Genomic DNA, 20,799 nt, shown 5'->3' with positions numbered 1-20,799 from the left:
GGATCAGGCGCGGGAGGTGGTGGGGGCGAAGCGGCGCAGGCGCAGGCTGTTGGTGACCACGAAGATCGAGGACAAGGCCATGGCGGCACCGGCCACCAGGGGGTTGAGCAACCCGGCGATCGCCAGCGGCAGGGCGGCGAGGTTGTAGGCGAAGGCCCAGAACAGGTTGGCCTTGATGGTGGACAGTGTCCTGCGCGACAGGCGCAGCGCGTCGACGACAGCGAGCAGGTCAGCGCGCACCAGGGTCAGGTCGGACGCTTCGATGGCCACATCGGTGCCGGTACCCATGGCGATGCCCAGGTCAGCACCGGCCAGGGCGGCGGCGTCGTTGACGCCATCACCGACCATCGCCACCACCCGACCTTGACGCTGCAGGGCGGTGATGGCGTCGAGCTTGCCGGCGGGCAGGACCTCGGCGATGACGTCGTCGATGCCGACCTGCTCGGCGACCGCGCGGGCGGCGCGGGCGTTGTCACCGGTCAGTAGCACCGGGCGCAGACCCAGTTCGCGCATCTGCGCCACCGCGACGGCGCTGGAGGTCTTGACGGTGTCGGCGACCACCAGCACCCCACGAACCTGCCCGTCCCAGCCGACCGCGACAGCGGTGCGTCCCTCGCCTTCCGCGGCGGCGGCGGCTTCGGACAGCTCCACGGGCGGAGGCTGGGACCACTGCTGCGCCAGCCAGGAAGCGCGGCCAGCGATGACGGCGTGCCCTTCGACGACACCGGTGACCCCGAGGCCGCCGGTGGAGGCGAAAGACGTCACCGCGGGCAGTTGCACGCTGCCGTTTGCGCTGCCGTTTGCGCTGCCGTCTGCGTTGCCGTTTGCGCTGCTCAGGCGTTGGCGGGCACCGGTGGTGATGGCGGCGGCGATGGGGTGCTCCGAGGCGTGCTCCAGGGCACCGGCCAGACGCAGCAGTTGGGTCTCATCGACTCCAGGAGCCGGGTGCACCCCGGTCAGGCTCATCTGCCCGGTGGTGATGGTGCCGGTCTTGTCCAGCACCACGGTGTCGATGCGGCGGGTGGACTCCAGCACCTGCGGGCCCTTGATGAGCACCCCCAGCTGCGCCCCGCGCCCGGTACCGACCAGCAGCGCGGTCGGCGTGGCCAGCCCCAGCGCGCACGGGCAGGCGATGATCAGCACCGCGACCGCGGCGGTGAACGCCGCCTCCGCACCGGCACCGGCTAGCAGCCAGCCGGCCAGGGTGGCGATGGCTAGCACGATGACGATGGGCACGAAGACCCCCGACACCCGATCCGCCAGACGCTGCACCGCGGCCTTCCCGGACTGCGCGTCCTGCACCAGGCGCGCCATCTGCGCCAGCTGCGTGTCGGCGCCGATGCGGGTGGCGCGCACCAGCAGCCGGCCCCCGGCGTTGACCGTGGCTCCGCTGACGGCGGCGCCGGGTCCGACTTCCACCGGCACCGATTCACCGGTGAGCATGCTGGCGTCGATGGCCGAGGAGCCTTCGAGCACGACGCCGTCGGTGGCGATCTTCTCCCCGGGCCGCACCACGAAGACGTCGTCGACGCCCAGCTGCTCGATGCCGATGCGTGACTCGGCCCCCTCGCGGAGAACGGTGACCTCTTTGGCCCCCAGGTGCAGCAGGGCGCGCAGCGCAGCTCCCGAGCTGCGCTTGGCGCGGGCCTCGAGATAGCGGCCGGTGAGGATGAACACCGTCACCGCGGCGGCGACCTCCAGGTAGATCTCCGCCCCGGCGTGGGCGCTGCCCCGCTCAGGCAGCAGCGTGAACGCCATCCGCATGCCGGCCATCCCGGCGCCGCCGAAGAACAACGCGTACAGCGACCACGCGAAGGCGGCGAGAACCCCGACGCTGATGAGGGTGTCCATGGTGGCCGCGCCGTGACGGGCGTTGAGGGCAGCTGCGCGGTGGAAGGGCCACGCCCCCCAGATCGCCACCGGTGCGGCCAGGGTCAGCGAGAGCCACTGCCAGTAGGTGAACTGCAGCGCCGGCACCATGGCCAGCACCACCACCGGCACGCTGAGGGCGAGGGAGATCAGCAGCCGCTGGCGCAGAGCCCGTGTCTCACCTGCACCGTGCTCCTCGTCCTGTCCACCGTCGTGCCCACCGTCGTGCCCACCGTCGTGCCCACTGTTCTGCTCGCCGTGCTGGCCGCCACCTTCCTCACCATGTTCCACACCATGTGCAGCGTTGCTGCGCAGGTGGGTCGGGGTTGCGCTGGGGCGGGGAGCCGGCGGTAGGGCGGCGCTGTAGCCGGTGGCCTGCACGACCTTGATGGCGGCTTCGACGTCGGTACCGGCGGGCAGGGCGACCCGTGCTTTCTCGGTGGCGTAGTTCACGCTGGCCTCGACCCCGGGCATCTTGTTGAGCTTCTTCTCGATACGCGCTGCGCACGAGGCGCACGTCATGCCGCTGATGTTGAGTTCCACCACCTGCAGGGGCGTCACCTCGGCCACCGGCTGCTTGGGCTGTTGACGTTGCATGGGCTTCGGCGTGGGCTGCTGCGTAGCTGAGGTAGCGCCGAGGGTCCCGTCAGTAGAGGCAGCACCGGCGGAAGCAGCGGCGGTAGAGGCAGCGGCGGCGACGTCACCGCCTGGGGTTGGGCGAGTGGTGTGCTCACTCATGCGGATCTCCTTGATCCAGGGCAGTTCGATACTGCGGTGCGGTGCCACGGGGCAGTGCCACGGTTCGGTGCCACGGTTCGCTACTGGGGAGGCAGCTCACTCAATCCATGTCGCCTAGCCCGCGACGGCACGACCCGTGGCGACGGCTGTGCGGGCGGGGGATGAGGTGGGCTGCAGCGGCGGGAGGTTGGGGAGGAGGATCAAGAACGCTGACCAGCCAGCTCGTAGCCGGCCTCGTCGATGGCGCCGGCGACGGTGTCGTGCTCCAGTGCGGCATCCGAGGTGACAGTGACGGTGGTAGCGCCACCGACGACGAGGTCGATGTCGACCGCGCGCACGCCCGGCACCGTACTCAGTTCGGAGCGCACCGCGCTGACGCAGTGCCCGCACGTCATGCCAATCACCGCGTAGGACGAACGCACCGCAGCGCCACCCTCGTCATCGACTCCCTTGCTGGGTCCCCCGCTGGACCCTTCGCTGGGCCCCTCGTTGGACGAGGCGGAAGCGGAGGACCCGACGGGGGTGGTGGCGGAGCCAGTCGTGTCGGCGGGTGCGCAGCACGCACACCCGGAGGAGGCCGGAACGTCGGTGGGGCCGGCGGTGAGCTTGAGGTCTTCAGCCATCGGGATTGCTCCTTCGCGGATGGACCAGATCAGCGGTGTCGTGCCGTCTGGTGCAGGGTGCGCTGGGGGTGTCGGCGCAGGGGTGGTGGATCAAGAACGCACGAGGCGGGCGATGGCGTCGGAGGCTTCCTTCACCTTGGCGTCGGCGACCTCACCGCCTTGACGGGCGGCGTCGGCGACGCAGTGCGCTAGGTGGTCATCGAGGAGGGACAGGGCCACCGCCTGCAGTGCCTTGGTGGCCGCGGACACCTGGGTGAGGACGTCGATGCAGTAGGTGTCCTCCTCGACCATGCGGTGCAGGCCGCGGACCTGCCCCTCGATCCGGCGCAGGCGCTTGAGGACCTCGTCCTTGTGGGTGTCGTAGCCGACCATGGCCGCCTCCTAGCTCGTTGATACCTCTGTTGTACCCCCAGGGGGTACATCCTGGCAAGTACCCCCAGGGGGTACAAATGCAGCTGGTCAGGCTGCGGGCGGCCTAGGGCAAAGCCGCGGGAGATGCAGCGGCAAGAGGCCCACCTGGAGGCATGGACCAGAGCAGGCGGGAGCGCAGAGGAGGCTGGGGCAGTGTCGCCGCACCGGCGGGTCGCGCCAGAGGTGACGCCCCGACGCCTGAGCTAGCCGAGCCTTGTCCCAGGCAGTCGAGACCGTGCCAATCAAGATCCGGACGGTCAGGTCCCGGCTCGCCAGAGCTGCAGGTCAGCGTCACGACGGGGCAGGCCAGGGTGGGCGGGCCGGGCGGGGTAGGTGGGGGCGGGTCGGGGCTGGGTACCGCGCGGGAGCCGGTCGGCTCCCGCGCGGCGTCAACTCAGCCCAGAGTGGTCAGCATCTGCTGCATCTGACTGATCTCCTCGGTCTGCGAGGTCACGATCGAGTCAGCCAGTTCCAGGGCTTGAGGGTTGGAGCCCTGCTGCTGCTCGGTCTCAGCCATCTGCACCGCGCCAGTGTGGTGCTCGATCATCATCTGCAGGAACATCCGATCGAAGTCGACGCCGGTGGCGTTCTGCAGCTGAGTCATCTGCTCCTCGGTCATCATCCCCGACATCCCCGACGTCTCGGAGGTTCCGGACATCGAGGAGTCGGCCGAGGGGTCCATCGTGGAGTGGTCCATGCCGCCCGTCGAGGAGTCGGCCGAGACCGGCTCACCCCACGCCTCGAGCCAGGAAGTCATCTGATCGATCTCCGGCTGCTGGGCGGACTCGATGTTCGCAGCGAGGTCCTTGACCTCCTGGCTGGAGGCTTGAGTGGTGGCCATCTGAGCCATCTCGATGGCGCCCTGGTGGTGCACGATCATCATCTGCGCGAACATGACGTCCTGGTCGTTGTGCTCGGCGTCAACGGCGTCAACGGCGTCGGTGGCCGCGCTCGTTTCACTGGTGGCAGGACTCGACGAGCTCGTCGAGGACGAGGCCATCGACGAGTGATCCATCGAGCCGCTGTCCTGACCACCGCAGGCGGCCAGCCCCAGGGTCAACACAGCGGCAGCGCTCAGGGCGCCGGCGCGAGCAAGGCCACGACGGGTGCCCCGGGTGCCATTGCTGCCGGTGCCGGTGCCGGTGCCGGTGCCGGTGAGGGTGAGGGTGCTGGTGAACGGGAAAGTACGCATGAAGCTCAAACTCCTGATGATGTGAAGGATCAAGGGGTCGACTAGCGAGGGCGGTATCACCGCCGGGGACGCAGTAGTCGGCCTAAATCCGGATCACGCACAGGTGGATGCGTGGCCAGTGCCACACCGGAGGCCCACGCCACGGGGTGCAAGCCATGAGGACTTGCGGCCAGCCGGTGAGCATCCAGTAGGAGGGGCGCAGGGCTCGGGCCGCGGCTGCGGCCACGAGCAGCACCAGCAGCGCGATACCGGCGCCCAGGAAGAGGACGCAGTCGCTCACCGAGCCGTGGTCATGCTCCCCGGCCGCCACCTGATGCAACACCGAAGTCCCGCCATGACCAGCCACACGACCAGGGCCGTGACCAGTTACATGGCCGGTTCTCTGACCAGCCGCCTGGCCGGAGCCTGTTGCCATCGCCCCCATTCCCGCCTCAGGCCCACCCGCAGGCCCACCCGCGGGCCCATCCGCAAGCCCACCTGCGAGCCCGGCACGGCTTAGGTGCCCGGGCCCGGCCATGACGGGATCGGGTGCAGGAAGGGCTGCGGAGACCGGGGCCGGGGTAGGTGCGTCGGTGGCTGTGGCGGTGGCTGGATCGGCAATGGTGGGGGTGGCGGCAGGAGCGGACGACGCCGCGCTGCTGGCCTTGAGGTTGAGGCTGGTGATGCTGCTAGCGGCGGCGAGTACGTGCATGGCGCACAAGCCCAGCATCACGGCGGTGCTCAGCAGGCAGCGCGCGATGACCATCCTGGTCATCGCGCGCTGCCTGATGCCGACCACGGAGGCACCATAACCCCTAGGGGGTATGCGCGCAGCTGAGGAGGGGCTGCCCGTGACGTGAGCCCGACCACAGCAGGTCAGGAGCAGGCTGGCACCCGATCCGACCTAGGGTGCGGGCTAGACCAGGGCGAAGGTCACACCAAGGCCAGGGTCAGGGCGACGCCGCCGGCCACCGTGGTGGCCAGCGCCCCCAGGAGCAGACCACTGCGGGTGGCGCGAAAGCGCGTCGAGACGAGGAACGGTCGCTCCACTAGCAGCATCGTCGCCACCGCCGGCACCGCCGCGAGCAGCTCCACCCCCAGCAGCAGCCGCCAGGAGTGCACCCCCATGCTCTCCGCGGCCACGAGGAAGGGCACGTGCCACAGGTACCAGACATAGGACAGGCGCCCGGCGAAGCGCACCACCGGGGTGGAGAGCAGGCGGGCAACCACGGTGGGAGCCCCGGGCAGCCCACCCGCGGCGATGATCAGCGCGGTGGCCGCCGTGGCCAGGGTGGCCGTGATCGACAGGCCCCACCGTGCGGACCACAGCGGCGTGGTTAGCAGGAGCAGGGCGCCTGAGCCCGCCAGCCACTGCGCCGCGTGGGCGCCGAGGTGGCGCTGCGCCCAGCGGGTCACGGTGGGGGCTGTAAGGGCAAGAAGGGCTCCCGCGCCCAGCTGCCAGGCGCGGGTGGGGCCGGAGAAGAAGGCGGCTTGGAAGGCCAGCACCGACAGCACCGCGTGCAGCGCCCACGAGACCAGAGTGATCACCGCGATCGCCATCACCAGGGCCCGGCGCGCATCACGCCCGCGCCGGCGGGCGTGAGCGGCCACCAGCAGCACCGTCACCGGCCACAGCAGGTAGAACTGCTCCTCTACCGCCAGCGACCAGTAGTGCAGCAGCGGGCTGTCGGCAATCTGCGGGGCCAAAGTGGAGGCGTCGAAGCTGAGGAACCACCAGTTGGCGACCTGCAGCGTCGCGGCGAGCCCATCGAGGGCGATGGCCTGCACTCGCTCCTGCGGCAGCACCGCCGCGCACACCAGCAAGGTCACGAGCAGGACGAGGGTGGCGCTGGGCAGGATGCGCCGGGCCCGGCGGGCGTAGAAGGCGGCCAGGGAGACGGTCCCGGTGCGTTCGACTTCCCGCACCAGCAGGCCAGTGATCAGGAAGCCTGAGATGACGAAGAAGACGTCGACGCCGATGAAGCCGCCGTTGAAGAACGGCACCTGAGCATTGAACAGGAACACCAAGCCGATGGCGACGGCACGCAAGCCTTCGATATCGGCGCGGAAGCCGGTAAAAGCACTCGATGCTCCCTGCTTGAGCTGTGGATCACGTGGGTTGACGTTCGTGTAAGTCATATCTTCTCCCCACACCTGCGAGCGATCCCCGACCACCGCCTAGGCCTCCACCGTGGAGCCCTTCTGGTGGGAGACGCCTGAGCGCAAGTGCCTGAGCGCAGGTGCCTGGACGGGTCGTGAGGAACGCGAGGTGTCATTGGATGGGTAGCACTCGAAAGGACTGTCGATGACAGGAGGGCACTGCCGCGCGACGCTGCGACTCGCAGCGACGACGGTGGGCTGGGCTGCGCTGGGCGGCAGCCAGCGGCAGCGACCAGAAAGCATGGGCAGCAGCCCTGATAGTTAGCCCGGCGATTCAGCGACGGCCCCGGCTACAGGGGTATCCCTTCGTACGCCAGCCGCGGCCAGCAGTCGGGAGGCAGTCGCCAGTAGGCAAGGTCAAAAAGCCATCAGTTGCGTGGCGGTGACTAACGTCGGTAGTGACCAGCGTGGTGGCGTGCCGTTCTGCTGACACCGGCTAGTAGATCGGCGGCCACACCGCTGCTGGACGCCTCGCTTGCTGGACGCCTCGGCTGCTGAACACCTTGGTGCAGGGCACCCGCGACGTGGGTCCTCGGCGGCGGTACCGCAATCGAGGCTCAAGCGCAGGTGGCTGCAGAGTCTTCAAAGACTGGTGTCTGCCACCGACGTTGGTGCACTCACGGCCGGAATCACCGTGCTACCGCGGTCGGATCAAGGCGCTGAGGTAAACAATTCAGCCTGCGTGCCTGCAGGCGCGATGATCAGGCTCAATCGACAGCCCATCTACCGGGCAGACATCAAGTGTTGCCGGCTAGCCGCGGCTGATCACACGCGGTGCACACACAGCATGAGGTGGCGTCGAGAGGCCCGAAGTCGGCGACGGGTATGCAGTGGACGCTGGTGTCGCGGGCGGGCGTGGTGACCCTGCCCGATCCGATCGCGCCGGGAAGCGAAGTGATTGCGCGAGCGAAGCTGGCGCCGTGTGCTCAGCGCATGCCGCAGGCTGCGTAGCAGGCCGCGGCGATGGGAGGTGACTTCCTCGTGGGCGCCGGCCTTGTCGCTGGCGCCGTGCGAGTGAGAGGCGGTGGCAGCTGCCGACCACGTCGTGAAGGTGCTGTGCGTGGGGAGCGGGGCAGCGTGGTGAGCCACCCCGCTGAAGAGGATCGCGACGATGAGCAGGCAACTGCTCGCGAACCATCCAGCGGTGCTGCTTCTGACCGGAGCCCTCCTGAGAGAGGGGTCGGTGAAGGGCACCTCCATGCCGGGAGGGTAACGCCCCGCGCGGGTCAGTCCTGCGCTGATCACCCAGTAGGCGCATCGACTCTGCGCGTGGGTGGCCGCGCGTCGGTGGCCGCGCACCGGTGACTGCACGTCGGGCAGGCACAGGAGCCAGGGCGAGCCGGGCCCAGCAGCGGTAACGCCGACGGGTGGGTGGAATGAGTGGGTCAGGGGGTGAAGGTCCAGTGCCACGGCTCGCGGGGCACGTTCTCCGCGAAGCCGTACTCCTTCGAGTGGGTGCGCATCCAGTTCAAGGCCTTCGGGCTCAGGTCCAGGTCCAGGCTCAGGCCCCACCCGTGCTCGCTGGTGCCGGGTTTGGCCGCGAGTCCGCCCTGGGAGTACAGGCCCTTGCGTCGCGCCAGGTCGACCTGCTGCTCGTAGGAGCGGTAGGAGTCGGTGGCCTTGATGGTGATGCCGTCGCGGGCGGCGGCGGCGCGCAGCTGCTGGTAGGCCTGCGCAGCCGGTGCCCACATCGTGTGCGAGCCCTGACCGATGCTGCTCAACGCGGCGGCGGGGACCTTGCCGTTGCCGTACCCGGCCAGGGCCAGCGGCACTCCGTCCGCGGTGCGCAGGCCGACGGTCGAGCGGGCACCCGTGGAGGAGACACCTCCGGCCGCTGCGCTCACCGTTCCCGCGCTCGCCGCGGAGGGAACGCCGTTGAGCAGGCCCCCGCTGCTGGTGCGGGTGGCGATGCTCTGCGACAACGCCGACGCGAAGGTCAACCCCGACGCGTCGCCGCTTCGGCCGGTGCTCGCGCCGCTGCTGAGGCCGTTCCGGGCGGCAGCGGTCCCGTTCACGGCCGCGCCGGAGGTGGTGCCCAGCACCCTCACCGGCGCCGCCGGCTGCAGCGAGCCGATGAGCGCCTGGATCTCCGCGATGCGCGACGTGACGCTGCTGATGCCGTCCATCGTCCACCTCCCTGGTCAGGTACCGGCCACTCGTTCGTCCCAGCGCCGACATGCCGCCTCACCGGCACGCCGTCACCCTGGCATGCCTCGACCGGAGCCGTCCGCACCTTGAGGCCTCCACCGGCTGAGGCGGCAGACGAGGCTGCTGGCAATCGATGATGACAGCGCCTGCTGCGGCCGATCCTGATTGTTGAATTTGATGGTGCAAGACCACCTGACCACAGCCGCGCGCTTTCGCAAGGTACCGGGCGGGCCGATGGCTTTACCGCACCCATTGTTAGCAGCCTGGGGATGCTGGTGGTGCCTGCCAGCGCAGCCGGCTGTTGGTCGCCGCCGGCGGGACGACGGAAGAGGGCGGTGAATGATCACATCGATGGGCCTGGGTGATGCACCAGTGGGCTGCACTGAGACGGCTTGGCCGGGGCGGGGCTGATGTCTCCGTGCGGCGCGCTGAGATGATACCGAAGGTTCCCTACATCAGTGGGCGTGATCATCATCGGATGTTGCTGCCGAGGCGGGGGCCTGCTTCACGGGAGCCACTCCGTCCGCGTGAGCGTCCTCATCAGCGTGGGCGTCGGGACCCCCACCGGCGGGCGCTTCAGTACCCGTCGTGCTCTCGTCGCAGTTGTAAGTAGCCTTGCCTGACCTCCATGTGCATCCAGGTCTGCAGGGGCCGGCGGCGTTGCGAATGCTGGAGTTCCGGGAGGAGCACAGCCAGTTGAGGAGACCAAGATCGTGCTGCGGTCGGGAAAGCGCCAGGAAGTACGCGCCCGCCGTAGGACGCGTCGGCCGCAGCACCCCGGCGGCCCAGGGGCTGCGGCTACAGTGCGTCACCACGTTCTGGTTGCGGCTGAACGCCGTTCAGGTCCCATGGCGCGTAGGCGGCGCGTTGAGAGTTTGCTACAGCTTTGGGTTCGGCGGCTAACGCTGGAACTGCTCCCGCTGATGGCGACGCTCTACCTGGTGGACGGTGGTTATGGGTGTCATGGTGATTCGGAGCCCGGGGCGGCGCGGTCGGGCGCGGTGTCAGGGCGGGCGTCGGCGGCGGGAGTCCGGCGGAACTCGGCCAGTACGAGCAGGGCGGCGCCGACGACGATGGCGACGTCGGGCAGGTTGAAGGTGGGCCACCAGCCAGAGTGGAGGTAGTCAGTGACCACGCCATCGTCGAGGCGATCGCTAAGGTTGGCCACTGCTCCGCCGAGCACGGCGGCCAGTCCGGCCAGCTGCAGAGGGGGCCGGTGAGCGGCGGCCCACCAGGCTGCCACCGCGATCGCTGCGCACAGCACGCCGGTGACCACCACCACCAAGGTGGGATGGTCGGCGCCGAGGCTGAAGGCGGCGCCGGGGTTGTAGGTCAGGCGCAGTTGTAGCAGTCCGTCATCGCGCCCGGCGCTGGATAGGTCGCGCTCCGCCCAGGTCTTCACGCCCCAGGCCGCAGCGGCAATCCCCGCAGCCCCGGCGTAGACCCCGATGCGCCGGCGCCCGGCGCGAACCCCATCAGCCCCATGAACTCTGCGAACCGAGCGGGTCACGTCCAAGCCCTACGCAAGGAAGCGCTGCCGTCAGTCATCGTTGTCCCATCTCTAGCTCTGCCGTCATCGTCATTGCCGCTGTCATCTTTCTCGTCCTCGATGAGTTCGCCTTCCCAGGCGCACCGGTTAAGGATGCTCAGCAGTACGCCGGTTCCGGTCACGGAGGCATCGGCCAGGATGGGCCGCTCGCCTCATCGGATACCCACCCTGCGCCATGCCCTGCTCCCTGGCGTCCTCGGCCTCGCTGGGCTTTCTCGAGCACTAAGGCCTTTGCCGTGGCGTAGCCGGGCGGCCAGGCGTAAGCCCGCCAGCACCCCCGTGCTGGACTCGGTGCCGGATTGCAGCTCAAACCCGACCAGGCGGACCAGCCCGCGTAACCAGACTACGACGATCGCCCGTGTTCTTCTAGGAATGTTAGAGGTCATGATCGACGGCGCGTGCGCAGTTCGCGGCGGGCCAGTTGCTTCACCTCCACGGTGCTCAGCGCCCGAGTGCCGATGTTCTCCCCTGCACGTCCTGTTGGATGTTTCGCCGGCGCGTAGCGACCTTGGTGCCATGGGTAGGGCACAGCTCAACCGCATCCCCCGTCGTAATCAGCAGTTGCTCGGCAGCGCTGAGTAACGCCGCCAGCTCGGGAGCGCAAGTCAGGGAGAACACCGAGGCCCGCCCCTCTGGCCGGGAGGCGACCAGCCCGCACTCACGCAGGCAGTGCAGATGCGCCGAGACCGTCGACTGCGCTAGACCGACAGCAGCCACGAGCTCGCCTACGCGTGCTTCACCCTGCGCCAGCCGCAGCAGTAGCGCCAGACGGGCCGGTTCACCAATCGAACGGAACAGTGCCGCCGCCGCCGGCGGTGCGGTGGAGGGATGGGTCGGCGCCTTGAGGACCGCGCCACTTATCGCCACAAAGCGATGCTAGCGCCTCTAGCGCACAGTTGGGGTCTACCACGTCGGTGGCCACCATCACCGGCCGCGGTGAGCGGCAGGGACCAACGGGAAGCGACGGTCAGCGATCGAACCCGTTGAATCGGGTAGCACTTCTTTGGGGTGCGCATCTCGACGCGTCCGCCCGGTACGGGGTGGCCGAGGGAGTGCGAGCCGTGAACTCGGCGGAGGCTGGCCATTCGGCGTGCCTCCTCTTGCAGGACGGCCTGGTGTCTTGGGGATAGCTAGAGCCTTAGACCGTGGAGGATGTATGCGACCTGCGTAGTGCATCCACCGCTGGATGCGACAGCGGCTACCCCGTTTCTCAGTCTGATTCTCATTCTGAGATTCTGACCTTGCCAATCGTTGGTGTGCTGAGCCGAGCTACCGGAGGAAGCTGGGCGGCCGCGGCTCGGCGTAAGCGCTAGGTGGCGCAAGCGTCGCATCGAAGTACTACAGTAAGTCGTTAACGCGCACGAGGGAAGCGCGGGTGGGCTGGTGCGGGCGGGCGGACGGCCGGCTCAGTGAGGGTCGTCATTGTCGGCACTGGCCTCATGGTGATGCATGGCGTGCGGCTGAAGCTGTGCGGGTCTGTGGGGGCGTTCGGGAGCTTTTGTGTTGTGCCGCTGCCGGTGCGCTGATGCCGAGCTGGTTGGTAGGAGCAGAGGGAGCGATATGAGTGAGCGCGAGGTCCGGGAGCAGGCCCGCCGTACGCGTGCGGCTCAGATGCGGGCGCGGGTGCGGCGCGGGGAGCGGCGCCGCGCTGCGCTGCTCATCGCAGCAGCCGCCGTGATCGCCGTTGGGTTGGTGGCGGCTGTGGCTGTGCCCATCGTGCGTGAGCAGCGCCAGCAGGCGCAGGAGGCGGCAACTGCCAACGCCCCGATCGAGGGGGTGCAGACCTTTTCGGAGCTGTCGAGGAACCATGTGACGACGCCGGTCGCCTATCCGCAGGCTCTGCCGGTCGGGGGGGATCACGCCCCGGTATGGACTGACTGTGGTGTCTACGCCGACGCGGTTCAGCCCACCGAGGCGGTGCACTCCCTGGAGCACGGGGCGGTGTGGATCGGCTACCGATCTGACCTGCCGGCTGATCAAGTGCAGCGGTTGAGCGCGTTGGCCGAGGGCAACAGCTATGTGTTGCTTTCCCCGGTGCAAGAGTTGCCCTCACCCATCGCCGTCAGCGCCTGGGGTGCGCAAATCAGTCTTGACGATGCTGGCGACCCTCGCCTGGCCACGTTCGTGCGCAAGTATCAGCAGGGTCCCCAGACACCTGAACCAGGAGCGCCCTGCAGTGGCGGCGCAGGCGCGATGTCATGACCGTCCCGCCTGCAGTCGACGACGATCACGACGATCACGACGATCACGACGAGGACGATCGTGATGAGGGTGACCACAGCGGGGACGGTCGTCTCGTCGATGGTCGTCATGTCGGCGGTCACCATGCTGGCGGTCGAGACGATGGCGGTCGGGGCGGAGACCGACAGCAGGAGCCCAGCGGCCACTCGGCACCTGACCGCAAGGTGCGAGGTGTCGCGGTTCTAGTGACCGTAGCGCTGCTGGCCGCTGCTGTCGGGGGAAGTGCGGGGGTGTGGTGGGGTCGGTCGAATGCGCCGGTGAGCGCAGCGGCGCCCGTGGAGGGCTCGGTCGATGTGGGGTTTTCTCGCGACATGCGGGAGCATCACGGCCAGGCGGTGCAGATGTCCGTGCTCGTGCGGGACCGCAGCGCTGACCCTGAGGTGAGGACCCTGGCGCTGGATGTGATGCTGACCCAGCAGCAGCAGGCTGGCCAGATGTATGGGTGGTTGGCTGACTGGGGCGTTGCGCAAAGCGGCGCTGCGGCGCCTATGCAGTGGATGCCGCATGCGCCGATGGCTGGACACACTATGGCCGGGGCGGGGGCAGCGCCCGCACCGACAGAGACCACAAGCACAGGGATGCCGGGGATGCCGGGGATGCCGGGGATGCCGGGGATGGCCAGCGAGGCGGACCTGCAGCGTCTGGCGGGCCTGAACGGCGTCGAGGCCGAACGCTTCTACCTGCAGTTGATGATCCCGCACCACCGGGGCGCAGTCACCATGGCGGAGGTCGCTGCCAAGCAGGCCGAAACGGTCGTCGTGCGGCGGCTCGCTGAGACCATCGCAGCTTCCCAGAACGCAGAAATTACCGTGCTGCAGCAGATGCTCACCGCACGCGGTGGCCCCCTAGCCAGTGCTTGAGCGGATCAAGACATCAGCCAGCGGTGGGCGTGGACCGAAGCACCGGTGGCGGCGTCCATGCGAGTGTCAGCGTCGACATCGGCGTCGACATCGGCAGGAACGTGGATGAGGACATCCACGAGGACATCGAGAGCGGCCCGCGCGCCACCACAGGATCGAAGTGCACATGACGTGGGGTCGGGTCTGTGCGAAGGAGAGAAGATGACCGTCGACGAGAACATCGCCCAGATCAGCAACCTGCTGCTCTACGGCGCCATGACCGCCTACCTGTTCTCCTTCGTCGCCTACGCCGGCGACCTCGCCGACGGCGGCAAGGAGATCAAGGCCCGCGAGGCGCGGCGCCGGGAGCAGGCCGCGGCCGGCGGCTCCACCACGACCCTCGAGAAGCCGATCACCGCCCGCCGCCGCCGCGCGGCCGCGGTCGGGACGTCGCTGTTCGCCCTCGGGGCGCTGCTGCACCTGGGCTCGGTGGTCTCCCGCGGCGTCTCGGTGCACCGCGTGCCGTGGGGCAACATGTTCGAGTTCGCCCTCACCGGGACCCTCGTCGTGGCGCTGGCCTACCTCGTCGCCGTCGTCCGGGCCCACCGCGCCGGCCTCGGCGGGGGCCGCGACGCCCGCTACCTCGGCACCTTCGTGGCCGGGCCGGTCCTGGTGACCCTGGGGATCGCGCTGGTCAAGCTCTACGTCGAGGCCGCGCAGCTCGTCCCGGCGCTGGACAGCTACTGGCTGATCATCCACGTGTTCGTCGCGATCCTCGCCACGGCGCTGTCGACGCTGGGGTTCTCCGCGACGGTGCTGCAGCTGGTCCAGGAGAAGCGGGACCGGGTCACCGCGGCCGGGAAGCGCGCCGGCGGGGTCTTCATGGACGCCCTGCCGGGGTCGGTGGAGCTGGAGCGCACCGCGTTCCGCCTCAACGCCGTCGCGTTCGTCATGTGGACGTTCACCCTCATCGCCGGGGCGGTGTGGGCGCAGGTCGCCTGGAACCGCTACTGGAACTGGGACTCCAAGGAGGTGTGGACGTTCGTCATCTGGGTCGTCTACGCCTGCTACCTGCACGCCCGCGCCACCCGCGGCTGGGACGGCCGCCGCGCCGCGTGGCTGTCGGTCCTGGCCTTCGCGTGCATGCTGTTCAACTACCTCGTGGTGAACATCTTCTTCCCCGGCCTGCACTCCTACGCGGGGGTCTGACCAGCGGCGACTCAGGAAACGGCGGGGAAAGGGCTAGGAGACTGCGAGGTGGGTCTTCTCGCCGGGCAGCAGCGATTATCGTGCGCCTCCGCAGTCCCCTGCCCGCGCCGGCCCAGCGCGCGGTCGAACCCTCCCCGGATGGTGAATGCGCTGCGTGACACTCACCGCGATCACCGCGGCCAATTATCAGGTGGGTCAGCATGCCGCGATCGCAGCCAGTGATGTCGATCTCAGGCAATGGGAGGGGCTAGTGCTCCGCCGTAGGGGCCCGACGCCCGCTTGAGTTCTCACCAACAGTCCGCCGAATGATAGTCCTGCCCGACGTGGGGGTACCCGTCCGCCAGCAGCCCACCGACCTAGAGAACCATTCCCAATGCCTGGTTCCAGAACCGCAGGGCGACGACTACCAGTACCGCGAGGTACCAGATCACCAAGGGCACGGAGTGGAACTCCTGGGCCAGCCTCACCACCGCGTGCCGTCGCTGTGGGCGGGGTGCATCCGCCGCCCACACGGAGACGTTGCGCAGGGTCGTGTACCAGAACACCGGTGCGGTGACGATCCACACGAGAAGGCAATACGGACACAGGGCGCCGATGCTGTACACGCTCTGCACGATCAGCCAATGCACGAAGACGAACGCGGCACTGACACCGATCTGCAGCCCCACCCAGAACCAGGTACGGTACGAGGCCCCGGCCAACAGCCCGCCGCCCGCCGCTGCAATCACCGCGAAGCCGATGAGCCCCAGCAGTGGATTGGGGAACCCGAAGACCTCCGCCTGGTCACTGGTCATGACCGATGTGCAGCTGAGCAGCGCGTTGACGCTGCACAACGGCACGTAGGCGGGGTCTTGCAGCAATTGGATCTTCTCGACCATCAGGGCAAAAGCCGCACTCACCCCGATGAGCCCGCAGACGAACAGCAGCAGACCGGGTTCGCGGCGGCCCACTGTCCGGCGAGGCCCCGTCGACCGGGTCGTTGTGGGGGTACTCACGGCGCCGGCAAAGGTGCCGGTGCTACGGTCGACTCGGCTGCTGTGACAGCCCGCTCGATCGCGTCGAGGAAGTCCTGCTCGGAGGTCGGCTCCAGACGCTGACCGTCGAGGTAGAACGTCGGGGTTCCTTCCAGGCCCAGGCCGAGGCCATCCGCGACATCCTTCTCGATCCGTTCCCGGGTCGCGGGGTCGTTCACCGCTCTGTCGTAGGCACCCAGGTCCAGGCCCAAGCTGTCGGCGTAGCCGCGGAAGGTCGCGGCGGCGGAGACCTGCTGTTCACCCCACTCGCCCTGCGTCTGGTACATGCGCTGGTACATCGCCTCGAAACGGCCCTGCTGAGCGGCAGCCTCGACAGCAAGGGCCGCGTTCATGGCGTTGGCGTGACCAGGCAGGGGAAAGTACCGGGCGACGAAGGTAACCCGCCCGGCGTACTGCTGTCGCAGTCGTTCGACCAACGGGTAGGCGGCCAGGCAGCCCTCGCACTCGAAGTCCAGGAACTCCACCACGGTGACCCCGGTCGAACCCCGCTCACCCAGGACATGGCTGTCCGCGCGCACCACCTGGGGGTCGACGGCGGCAACGGCGGTGGCCGGTGGTGCGGGCTTCACGGTTTGGGCCCGGCCTGTACTGGCGGACCAGGCGAAGGCAGCGATGAGAACGAGAACGACACCCAGGCCGAGCAGGCTCGAGATCTTCACATTGCGGGACACGGATCCTCCGTCGTGGGGTTCATCAATCCTGGCATGGACGTCGCAGCGGCCATCGCTGCGGCGATGTGAACTTCAGCACTCGTGACAGTGTTGAGTGGATCCACCCGTCGCTGTAGTGTGGTGAGCATGCTGCTGCGCGATGGGGAAGTGCTCGCCCGCTTCGGTCACGCCCTCAGCGACCCCACCAGGGCCCGCGTCCTGCTCGCCTTGCGACAAGCACCTGAGTTCTCCAGCGACCTCGCCCTGCGCCTGGGCGTCTCACGCCAAAGCATGTCCAACCACCTGGCCTGCTTACGCGATTGTGGTCTCGTCGTCGCGGTGCCTCAGGGACGCCGGCAACGCTATGAGCTGGCCGACATGCGACTGGCCCACGCCTTGTCAGACCTCCTGGGCCTCATCCTGGTCGGCACCCCAGGCCACGAGCCCCTTCCCCGCACTGAGCCGCCGACCTTGCAGCAGCAATCACTTGATCAAAACCCCCCTACCCACGGCGCTGCTGATGAGCGCAGTAGCACCGACGACCTCCAGCCTGACCCCACTGATGGATTCAGCGCTCCTGCGCTACGTCTCATCGGGAGACAGCGGTGAACCCCACTTCTGATGCGGCCGACATGAGCGAGACCGGCCCGCACGCGCAGCATGCCGCCACTAGTCACAGCAGCGGTCCTGGTGGGGGTCCCGGCGAGGGTCATGGGCACGGTCACGGGCATGCGGAGCTGGCCGGCTTGGATCGCCGCCGCCTGCTGATCGCATTGTGTCTGACGTCGACGGTTCTGGTCGCCGAGGTCATCGGGGCGCTCATCTCGGGCAGCCTGGCCCTGCTCGCCGATGCAGGTCACATGCTCACCGATGCGGCCGGCCTGCTCATCGCCTACTTCGCGGCCACGCTGGCGATGCGCCCACCGACCGCGCAGCGGACGTGGGGCTTCCGCCGTGCCGAGGTGCTCGCGGCAGCTTTGCAGGCCAGTGTGCTGCTGGCCGTGGGGGTGTTCGTCATCGTCGAGGGCGTCCGGCGACTGCTCGAGCCGCCGGAAGTCGGCTCAGGCACGATGATCATCTTCGGTGTCATCGGTTTGCTGGCGAACATCGCCTCCCTCGCGGTGATCTACACCGCCCGTGGGAACACCATGAACATGCGAGCAGCGTTCCTGGAGGTGCTCAACGACGCGCTCGGGTCGCTGGCGGTCATCATCGCGGCCATCGTCATCGCCACCACCGGCTGGACGCGCGCTGACGCTGTCGTTTCTCTGCTCATCGGTGTGCTCATCATCCCGCGCACCCTGAAGCTGTTGCGTGAGACCGTTGAGGTCTTGCTGGAGTCCACCCCGCGCGGGCTGGACCTCGACGATGTGCGACGCCACCTGGAGGAGCTGCCGCACGTACGCGCAGTCCACGACCTGCACGCCTCCCAGATCGCCACCGGGCTGCCCGTTCTCAGTGCGCACGTCGTCGTGGAGGACCACTGCTTCGTCGACGGGCACTGCCCGCAGGTGCTCGACGAGCTGCAGGCCTGCGTCGCCGAGCACTTCGAGGTTGCGGTCGAACACTCCACCTTCCAGCTCGAACCCGCCTCTCACCGCGGGCATGAGGTGGGCGCCCACTCATGATCATGATGAGGGCCGTGACGCAGCGAGTACTGAGTCAGCGCGCACGGACCCAGCAAGTATTGATGAGCACCGATGCACCCCCGTGACCACGCCCCTGAGCACCGGTGGCTCGCCGTGGGCAGCCCGGAGCACACCATGGTGGAGTCACCCGCCCACGGGCCGTTGCGCATCTTCCGCACCGGCCTGTTGGTCGTCATCACCTTCGCTTTGGCGTCTTTGGCTCACACCGCGGCCGGTGGTCGCCTCCCGCCCACGGCTCTCCTGCTACCGCTAGCCATCCCGGTCGCATGCCTGGCCTACGTCCTGACGGGCCGCTCGATCAGTGGCCGCGTCACCGCCTTGCTGCAGACCGGCCTGCAGATGCTGTTGCATCAGCTCTTCGCCGCACTGGGTGGGCACGCAACCGCGTCAACGACCTCCCACCTCGAGGCCGTTCTAGCTGCCGATCACGGCGGGCACCTGCATGGGTCGAACGCTGTCCAGCTCTCGCCTTCGTCCTTCACGGCGTCCACCCCCTGGTCGGGCACCTCCCTCCTGAATGTCCCCTTTTCTGGCCCCTCGACCGACGCCGGTCTTAGTGCGCTGGCCCCTCATCCTGGCTTTGGTTCAGCGGCCGCAGCGGTGATGCTCCTCCTGCACATCACGGCCACCGTCTTGACGATCATTGCGCTGGCCGGTCTGGAGCGGGCGCTGTGGCACGTGTGGACCTGGCTACGTCCCCTCTGCATGCTGCTCCTGGGCGCCTCGGACTACCCGTGGCGTATGCGCGCCAGTTGCATTGAAACCGTCCTGGCAGCACCGGTGCTGCAACGGATGGGGCGACGACGTCGCCGTCGCGGACCCCCGGTCTCCTCCTGGTTCCTCAGCGCGGTCTGAACAGCTCAGGCGACCTGTCCTGCACCAGCAGGTCTTCATCCGGATCGTCTTTTCGAGCTGTCGGGTCGCCATGGCGCATGCGCGCTTCCCCCACACCCGAACCGGAGAGTCGAGACCCACGTTCATGACCAGCCCAGCGACCCCGTGGCCCACCCCTCAGCACCCTCAACCGTCGCACCCGCCGGCTCAGCAGCTGCAGCGCCCGGCTCACTTTCTCCACACTGCAGGTGCTCGGTGTTCGTGACGTCATCGGTCGTGGTGACGACAGCGGCGTTCCTCTTCGCCGGCTCCCCGCTGCCCTCACCCCACGCGGACACGCCCACGACCACACCCGAGGTGGATGCCGACCTGGTGACCCCGGGTCTCTGGGGCTTCCTGACCCTGTTCTTGTCCGCCGTCGCGGTCTACTTCCTGGGCCGCAGCATGGCTCGACGAGTACAACGAGTGAACCACCGCGCACGCTTGCAAGCCGAGGCCGAGGCCCAAGACAGGGCCGAGGCCAGGGGTAGGGCCGAGGTCGAAGGCGAGGATAGAGCCGAGGCTGACGGCGAGGCGGCGCGCGTGGGTGAGACCCCGGCTGCGACCGTGGGTGAGGCTGAAGGCGGGGCTCATCCTGAAGCCGCGACCGAGCTCGCGGCGGAAGGCGACCACCCTGGTGTGCCGACCGGGACCACATCGCTCGATGAGGATGACGCCGCCCCGCCCCGTCATGGCCCTGAGGACGACCACCACAAGCCATTCCCTGAACGTGATCGGACCGTTGAAACCGCCGAGCCCTGGCAGCGGCCGTGACTACGCCGCGTCACGCCGCGTGAGCTTTCGCCCATCGACCCCAGGCTGCGCTTCCCGCCTCCGGCGAGGACCAGAGCAGTCAGGAAGCAGAACCATGCCCCCTAAACACTCCCCATACGTTCGTATGAGCCGCCCCGCACGAGACCGCGGGATCATCCTGCGCCGGCTGAGTGCGGCCGTCTTGCTCGGCGCCGCGCTCCCGGCGCTCACCGCCACCGCAGCCAACGCGCACAGTGCCCTCAGGAGCAGCGACCCGGCCAACGGCTCGACCCTCACCGCCGCCCCGGACCAGGTAAACCTGGTCTTCAACGAAGAGGTGGAGCCGCAGTACGTCGACGGTGCCGTCACCATCGGCTCCGCAGACCCGGCCCCGGTCTCCGCCACGGTGGAGGAAGCGACAGTCGTCCTCACGGTGCCCGCTCAGACCAACGCCGCCGCAGAGGCGGGCGGTTTGACTTCGTGGCGGGTCGACTACCGCGTCGTTTCCGCCGATGGTCACCCCATCTCCGGCGCGGTGACCTTCTCGGTCAACGGCGTTCCGGATGCGCCCGTCGGGGGCACCACCGCTGCCGCTACCGCCCCTGTCGCCGGCACCACCCAGGAGGCGCCGCCGAGCCCCGAGTCACTGACTTCCCCCGACACTCCGTCATCGGCGCAGATCACACCGACTACCGTCCCCGACGCGACCGTCAGCACAACGAAGGGAAGCGCTGAGGACCCCAGCACCGGATCAGGTGGCCTGCCGGCCCTCACCCTGCCCACCGTCCTTGCCGGGATCGCCGGCATCGTGGCAGGGATCATCGTCGTGATCGCCCGTCGACGGCGAGGGCGGTCATGAGCATCGCGGCCACCTCAGGAACG

General features: G+C 68.6%; 20 protein-coding genes and 1 pseudogene. 10 read left to right on the top strand and 11 right to left on the bottom strand.

What is annotated here, in order from left to right:
- Window positions 1-3: 3 nt before the first annotated feature.
- The 4 genes from KRAD_RS23085 to KRAD_RS23070 all read right to left on the bottom strand — a co-directional run bounded on the left by KRAD_RS23085 (window position 4) and on the right by KRAD_RS23070 (window position 4,833).
- A complete protein-coding gene (locus KRAD_RS23085) occupies window positions 4-2,466 on the bottom strand; it encodes a heavy metal translocating P-type ATPase (protein WP_238985878.1) in 2,463 nt (820 codons plus the stop codon).
- A gap of 341 nt (window positions 2,467-2,807) precedes the next feature.
- The gene (locus tag KRAD_RS25790) at window positions 2,808-3,029 is read right to left on the bottom strand and encodes a heavy-metal-associated domain-containing protein (protein ID WP_012001975.1); all 222 of its coding nucleotides are present in this window, start codon (window positions 3,027-3,029) and stop codon (window positions 2,808-2,810) included.
- 291 nt (window positions 3,030-3,320) lie between these two features.
- Window positions 3,321-3,602 (bottom strand): metal-sensitive transcriptional regulator, encoded by a 282-nt coding sequence (locus KRAD_RS23075; protein ID WP_012001976.1) that lies wholly within the window; start codon window positions 3,600-3,602, stop codon window positions 3,321-3,323.
- Between the two features lie 433 nt (window positions 3,603-4,035).
- Window positions 4,036-4,833 (bottom strand): DUF305 domain-containing protein, encoded by a 798-nt coding sequence (locus tag KRAD_RS23070; protein WP_012001977.1) that lies wholly within the window; start codon window positions 4,831-4,833, stop codon window positions 4,036-4,038.
- A gap of 572 nt (window positions 4,834-5,405) precedes the next feature.
- Here KRAD_RS23070 and KRAD_RS23060 point away from each other — a divergent pair.
- Window positions 5,406-5,624: a hypothetical protein gene (locus KRAD_RS23060; RefSeq protein ID WP_157874014.1), complete on the top strand. Its 219-nt coding sequence runs from the start codon at window positions 5,406-5,408 to the stop codon at window positions 5,622-5,624.
- Between the two features lie 121 nt (window positions 5,625-5,745).
- Here KRAD_RS23060 and KRAD_RS23055 read toward each other — a convergent pair whose 3' ends face one another.
- The 4 genes from KRAD_RS23055 to KRAD_RS25460 form a co-directional block, all read right to left on the bottom strand.
- The gene (locus KRAD_RS23055) at window positions 5,746-6,951 is read right to left on the bottom strand and encodes an acyltransferase family protein (RefSeq protein WP_041293828.1); all 1,206 of its coding nucleotides are present in this window, start codon (window positions 6,949-6,951) and stop codon (window positions 5,746-5,748) included.
- Between the two features lie 1,406 nt (window positions 6,952-8,357).
- Window positions 8,358-9,098, bottom strand: coding sequence for a M15 family metallopeptidase (locus KRAD_RS23050; RefSeq protein WP_012001983.1), 741 nt, complete (start codon window positions 9,096-9,098; stop codon window positions 8,358-8,360).
- Between the two features lie 983 nt (window positions 9,099-10,081).
- Window positions 10,082-10,630 (bottom strand): signal peptidase II, encoded by a 549-nt coding sequence (locus KRAD_RS23045; RefSeq protein WP_012001985.1) that lies wholly within the window; start codon window positions 10,628-10,630, stop codon window positions 10,082-10,084.
- A gap of 480 nt (window positions 10,631-11,110) precedes the next feature.
- Entirely contained in the window at window positions 11,111-11,536 is a 426-nt protein-coding gene (locus KRAD_RS25460) for an ArsR/SmtB family transcription factor (protein WP_012001986.1), read from the bottom strand.
- A gap of 693 nt (window positions 11,537-12,229) precedes the next feature.
- On the opposite strand from KRAD_RS25460, the gene KRAD_RS23040 reads away from it, so the two are divergent.
- The gene (locus KRAD_RS23040) at window positions 12,230-12,871 is read left to right on the top strand and encodes a DUF3105 domain-containing protein (protein ID WP_041293780.1); all 642 of its coding nucleotides are present in this window, start codon (window positions 12,230-12,232) and stop codon (window positions 12,869-12,871) included.
- Here the strand turns inward: KRAD_RS23040 and KRAD_RS26300 are convergent.
- Entirely contained in the window at window positions 12,805-13,056 is a 252-nt protein-coding gene (locus KRAD_RS26300; RefSeq protein WP_157874013.1) for a hypothetical protein, read from the bottom strand. The two genes, KRAD_RS23040 and KRAD_RS26300, sit on opposite strands and share 67 nt — an antisense overlap.
- A gap of 111 nt (window positions 13,057-13,167) precedes the next feature.
- On the opposite strand from KRAD_RS26300, the gene KRAD_RS23035 reads away from it, so the two are divergent.
- From KRAD_RS23035 to ccsB, 3 genes are read left to right on the top strand one after another with little or no spacing between them, the layout of a single operon-like run.
- On the top strand, window positions 13,168-13,770 hold the full coding sequence (locus KRAD_RS23035; RefSeq protein WP_049821573.1) for a DUF305 domain-containing protein: 603 nt from the start codon (window positions 13,168-13,170) through the stop codon (window positions 13,768-13,770).
- A 29-nt stretch (window positions 13,771-13,799) separates the two neighbouring features.
- On the top strand, window positions 13,800-13,940 hold the full coding sequence (locus KRAD_RS26295) for a hypothetical protein (RefSeq protein ID WP_157874012.1): 141 nt from the start codon (window positions 13,800-13,802) through the stop codon (window positions 13,938-13,940).
- A gap of 31 nt (window positions 13,941-13,971) precedes the next feature.
- Window positions 13,972-14,958 carry a c-type cytochrome biogenesis protein CcsB gene (ccsB, locus tag KRAD_RS23030; RefSeq protein WP_041293778.1) on the top strand — a complete coding sequence of 329 codons (987 nt, stop codon included), beginning with the start codon at window positions 13,972-13,974 and terminating at the stop codon, window positions 14,956-14,958.
- A gap of 356 nt (window positions 14,959-15,314) precedes the next feature.
- Here the strand turns inward: ccsB and KRAD_RS23025 are convergent, their stop codons facing one another.
- Both KRAD_RS23025 and KRAD_RS23020 read right to left on the bottom strand, forming a co-directional pair.
- Entirely contained in the window at window positions 15,315-15,908 is a 594-nt protein-coding gene (locus KRAD_RS23025) for a vitamin K epoxide reductase family protein (protein ID WP_012001990.1), read from the bottom strand.
- A gap of 41 nt (window positions 15,909-15,949) precedes the next feature.
- On the bottom strand, window positions 15,950-16,651 hold the full coding sequence (locus KRAD_RS23020; protein WP_238985875.1) for a DsbA family protein: 702 nt from the start codon (window positions 16,649-16,651) through the stop codon (window positions 15,950-15,952).
- Window positions 16,652-16,789: 138 nt separating this feature from the next.
- On the opposite strand from KRAD_RS23020, the pseudogene KRAD_RS27875 reads away from it, so the two are divergent.
- The 5 genes and pseudogenes from KRAD_RS27875 to KRAD_RS24815 all read left to right on the top strand — a co-directional run.
- A pseudogene (locus KRAD_RS27875) lies at window positions 16,790-17,089 on the top strand (ArsR/SmtB family transcription factor); the annotation flags it as partial.
- Window positions 17,090-17,274: 185 nt separating this feature from the next.
- Window positions 17,275-18,270, top strand: a complete 996-nt coding sequence (locus KRAD_RS23010) for a cation diffusion facilitator family transporter (RefSeq protein ID WP_083782378.1) — start codon at window positions 17,275-17,277, stop codon at window positions 18,268-18,270.
- A 114-nt stretch (window positions 18,271-18,384) separates the two neighbouring features.
- Complete coding sequence (locus tag KRAD_RS23005) at window positions 18,385-19,146, top strand: hypothetical protein (RefSeq protein WP_157874010.1); 762 nt, start codon at window positions 18,385-18,387, stop codon at window positions 19,144-19,146.
- Between the two features lie 234 nt (window positions 19,147-19,380).
- A complete protein-coding gene (locus KRAD_RS26735; RefSeq protein WP_203417794.1) occupies window positions 19,381-19,938 on the top strand; it encodes a hypothetical protein in 558 nt (185 codons plus the stop codon).
- Between the two features lie 124 nt (window positions 19,939-20,062).
- Window positions 20,063-20,776 carry a copper resistance CopC family protein gene (locus KRAD_RS24815; RefSeq protein ID WP_049821572.1) on the top strand — a complete coding sequence of 238 codons (714 nt, stop codon included), beginning with the start codon at window positions 20,063-20,065 and terminating at the stop codon, window positions 20,774-20,776.
- Window positions 20,777-20,799 lie beyond the last annotated feature (23 nt).

This window comes from Kineococcus radiotolerans SRS30216 = ATCC BAA-149, from assembly GCF_000017305.1.
Classification (GTDB): Bacteria; Actinomycetota; Actinomycetes; order Actinomycetales; family Kineococcaceae; genus Kineococcus; species Kineococcus radiotolerans.
This window is presented reverse-complemented; position numbering and strand designations above follow the sequence as displayed.

Coding starts and splice junctions, on each gene's coding strand:
- ccsB (WP_041293778.1), top strand. CDS start 13,972: ATGACCGTCGACGAGAACATCGCCCAGATCAGCAACCTGCTGCTCTAC.
- KRAD_RS23075 (WP_012001976.1), bottom strand. CDS start 3,602: ATGGTCGGCTACGACACCCACAAGGACGAGGTCCTCAAGCGCCTGCGC.
- KRAD_RS23040 (WP_041293780.1), top strand. CDS start 12,230: ATGAGTGAGCGCGAGGTCCGGGAGCAGGCCCGCCGTACGCGTGCGGCT.
- KRAD_RS23085 (WP_238985878.1), bottom strand. CDS start 2,466: ATGCAACGTCAACAGCCCAAGCAGCCGGTGGCCGAGGTGACGCCCCTG.
- KRAD_RS24815 (WP_049821572.1), top strand. CDS start 20,063: ATGAGCCGCCCCGCACGAGACCGCGGGATCATCCTGCGCCGGCTGAGT.
- KRAD_RS23070 (WP_012001977.1), bottom strand. CDS start 4,833: ATGCGTACTTTCCCGTTCACCAGCACCCTCACCCTCACCGGCACCGGC.
- KRAD_RS23055 (WP_041293828.1), bottom strand. CDS start 6,951: ATGACTTACACGAACGTCAACCCACGTGATCCACAGCTCAAGCAGGGA.
- KRAD_RS23050 (WP_012001983.1), bottom strand. CDS start 9,098: ATGGACGGCATCAGCAGCGTCACGTCGCGCATCGCGGAGATCCAGGCG.
- KRAD_RS23010 (WP_083782378.1), top strand. CDS start 17,275: ATGAGCGAGACCGGCCCGCACGCGCAGCATGCCGCCACTAGTCACAGC.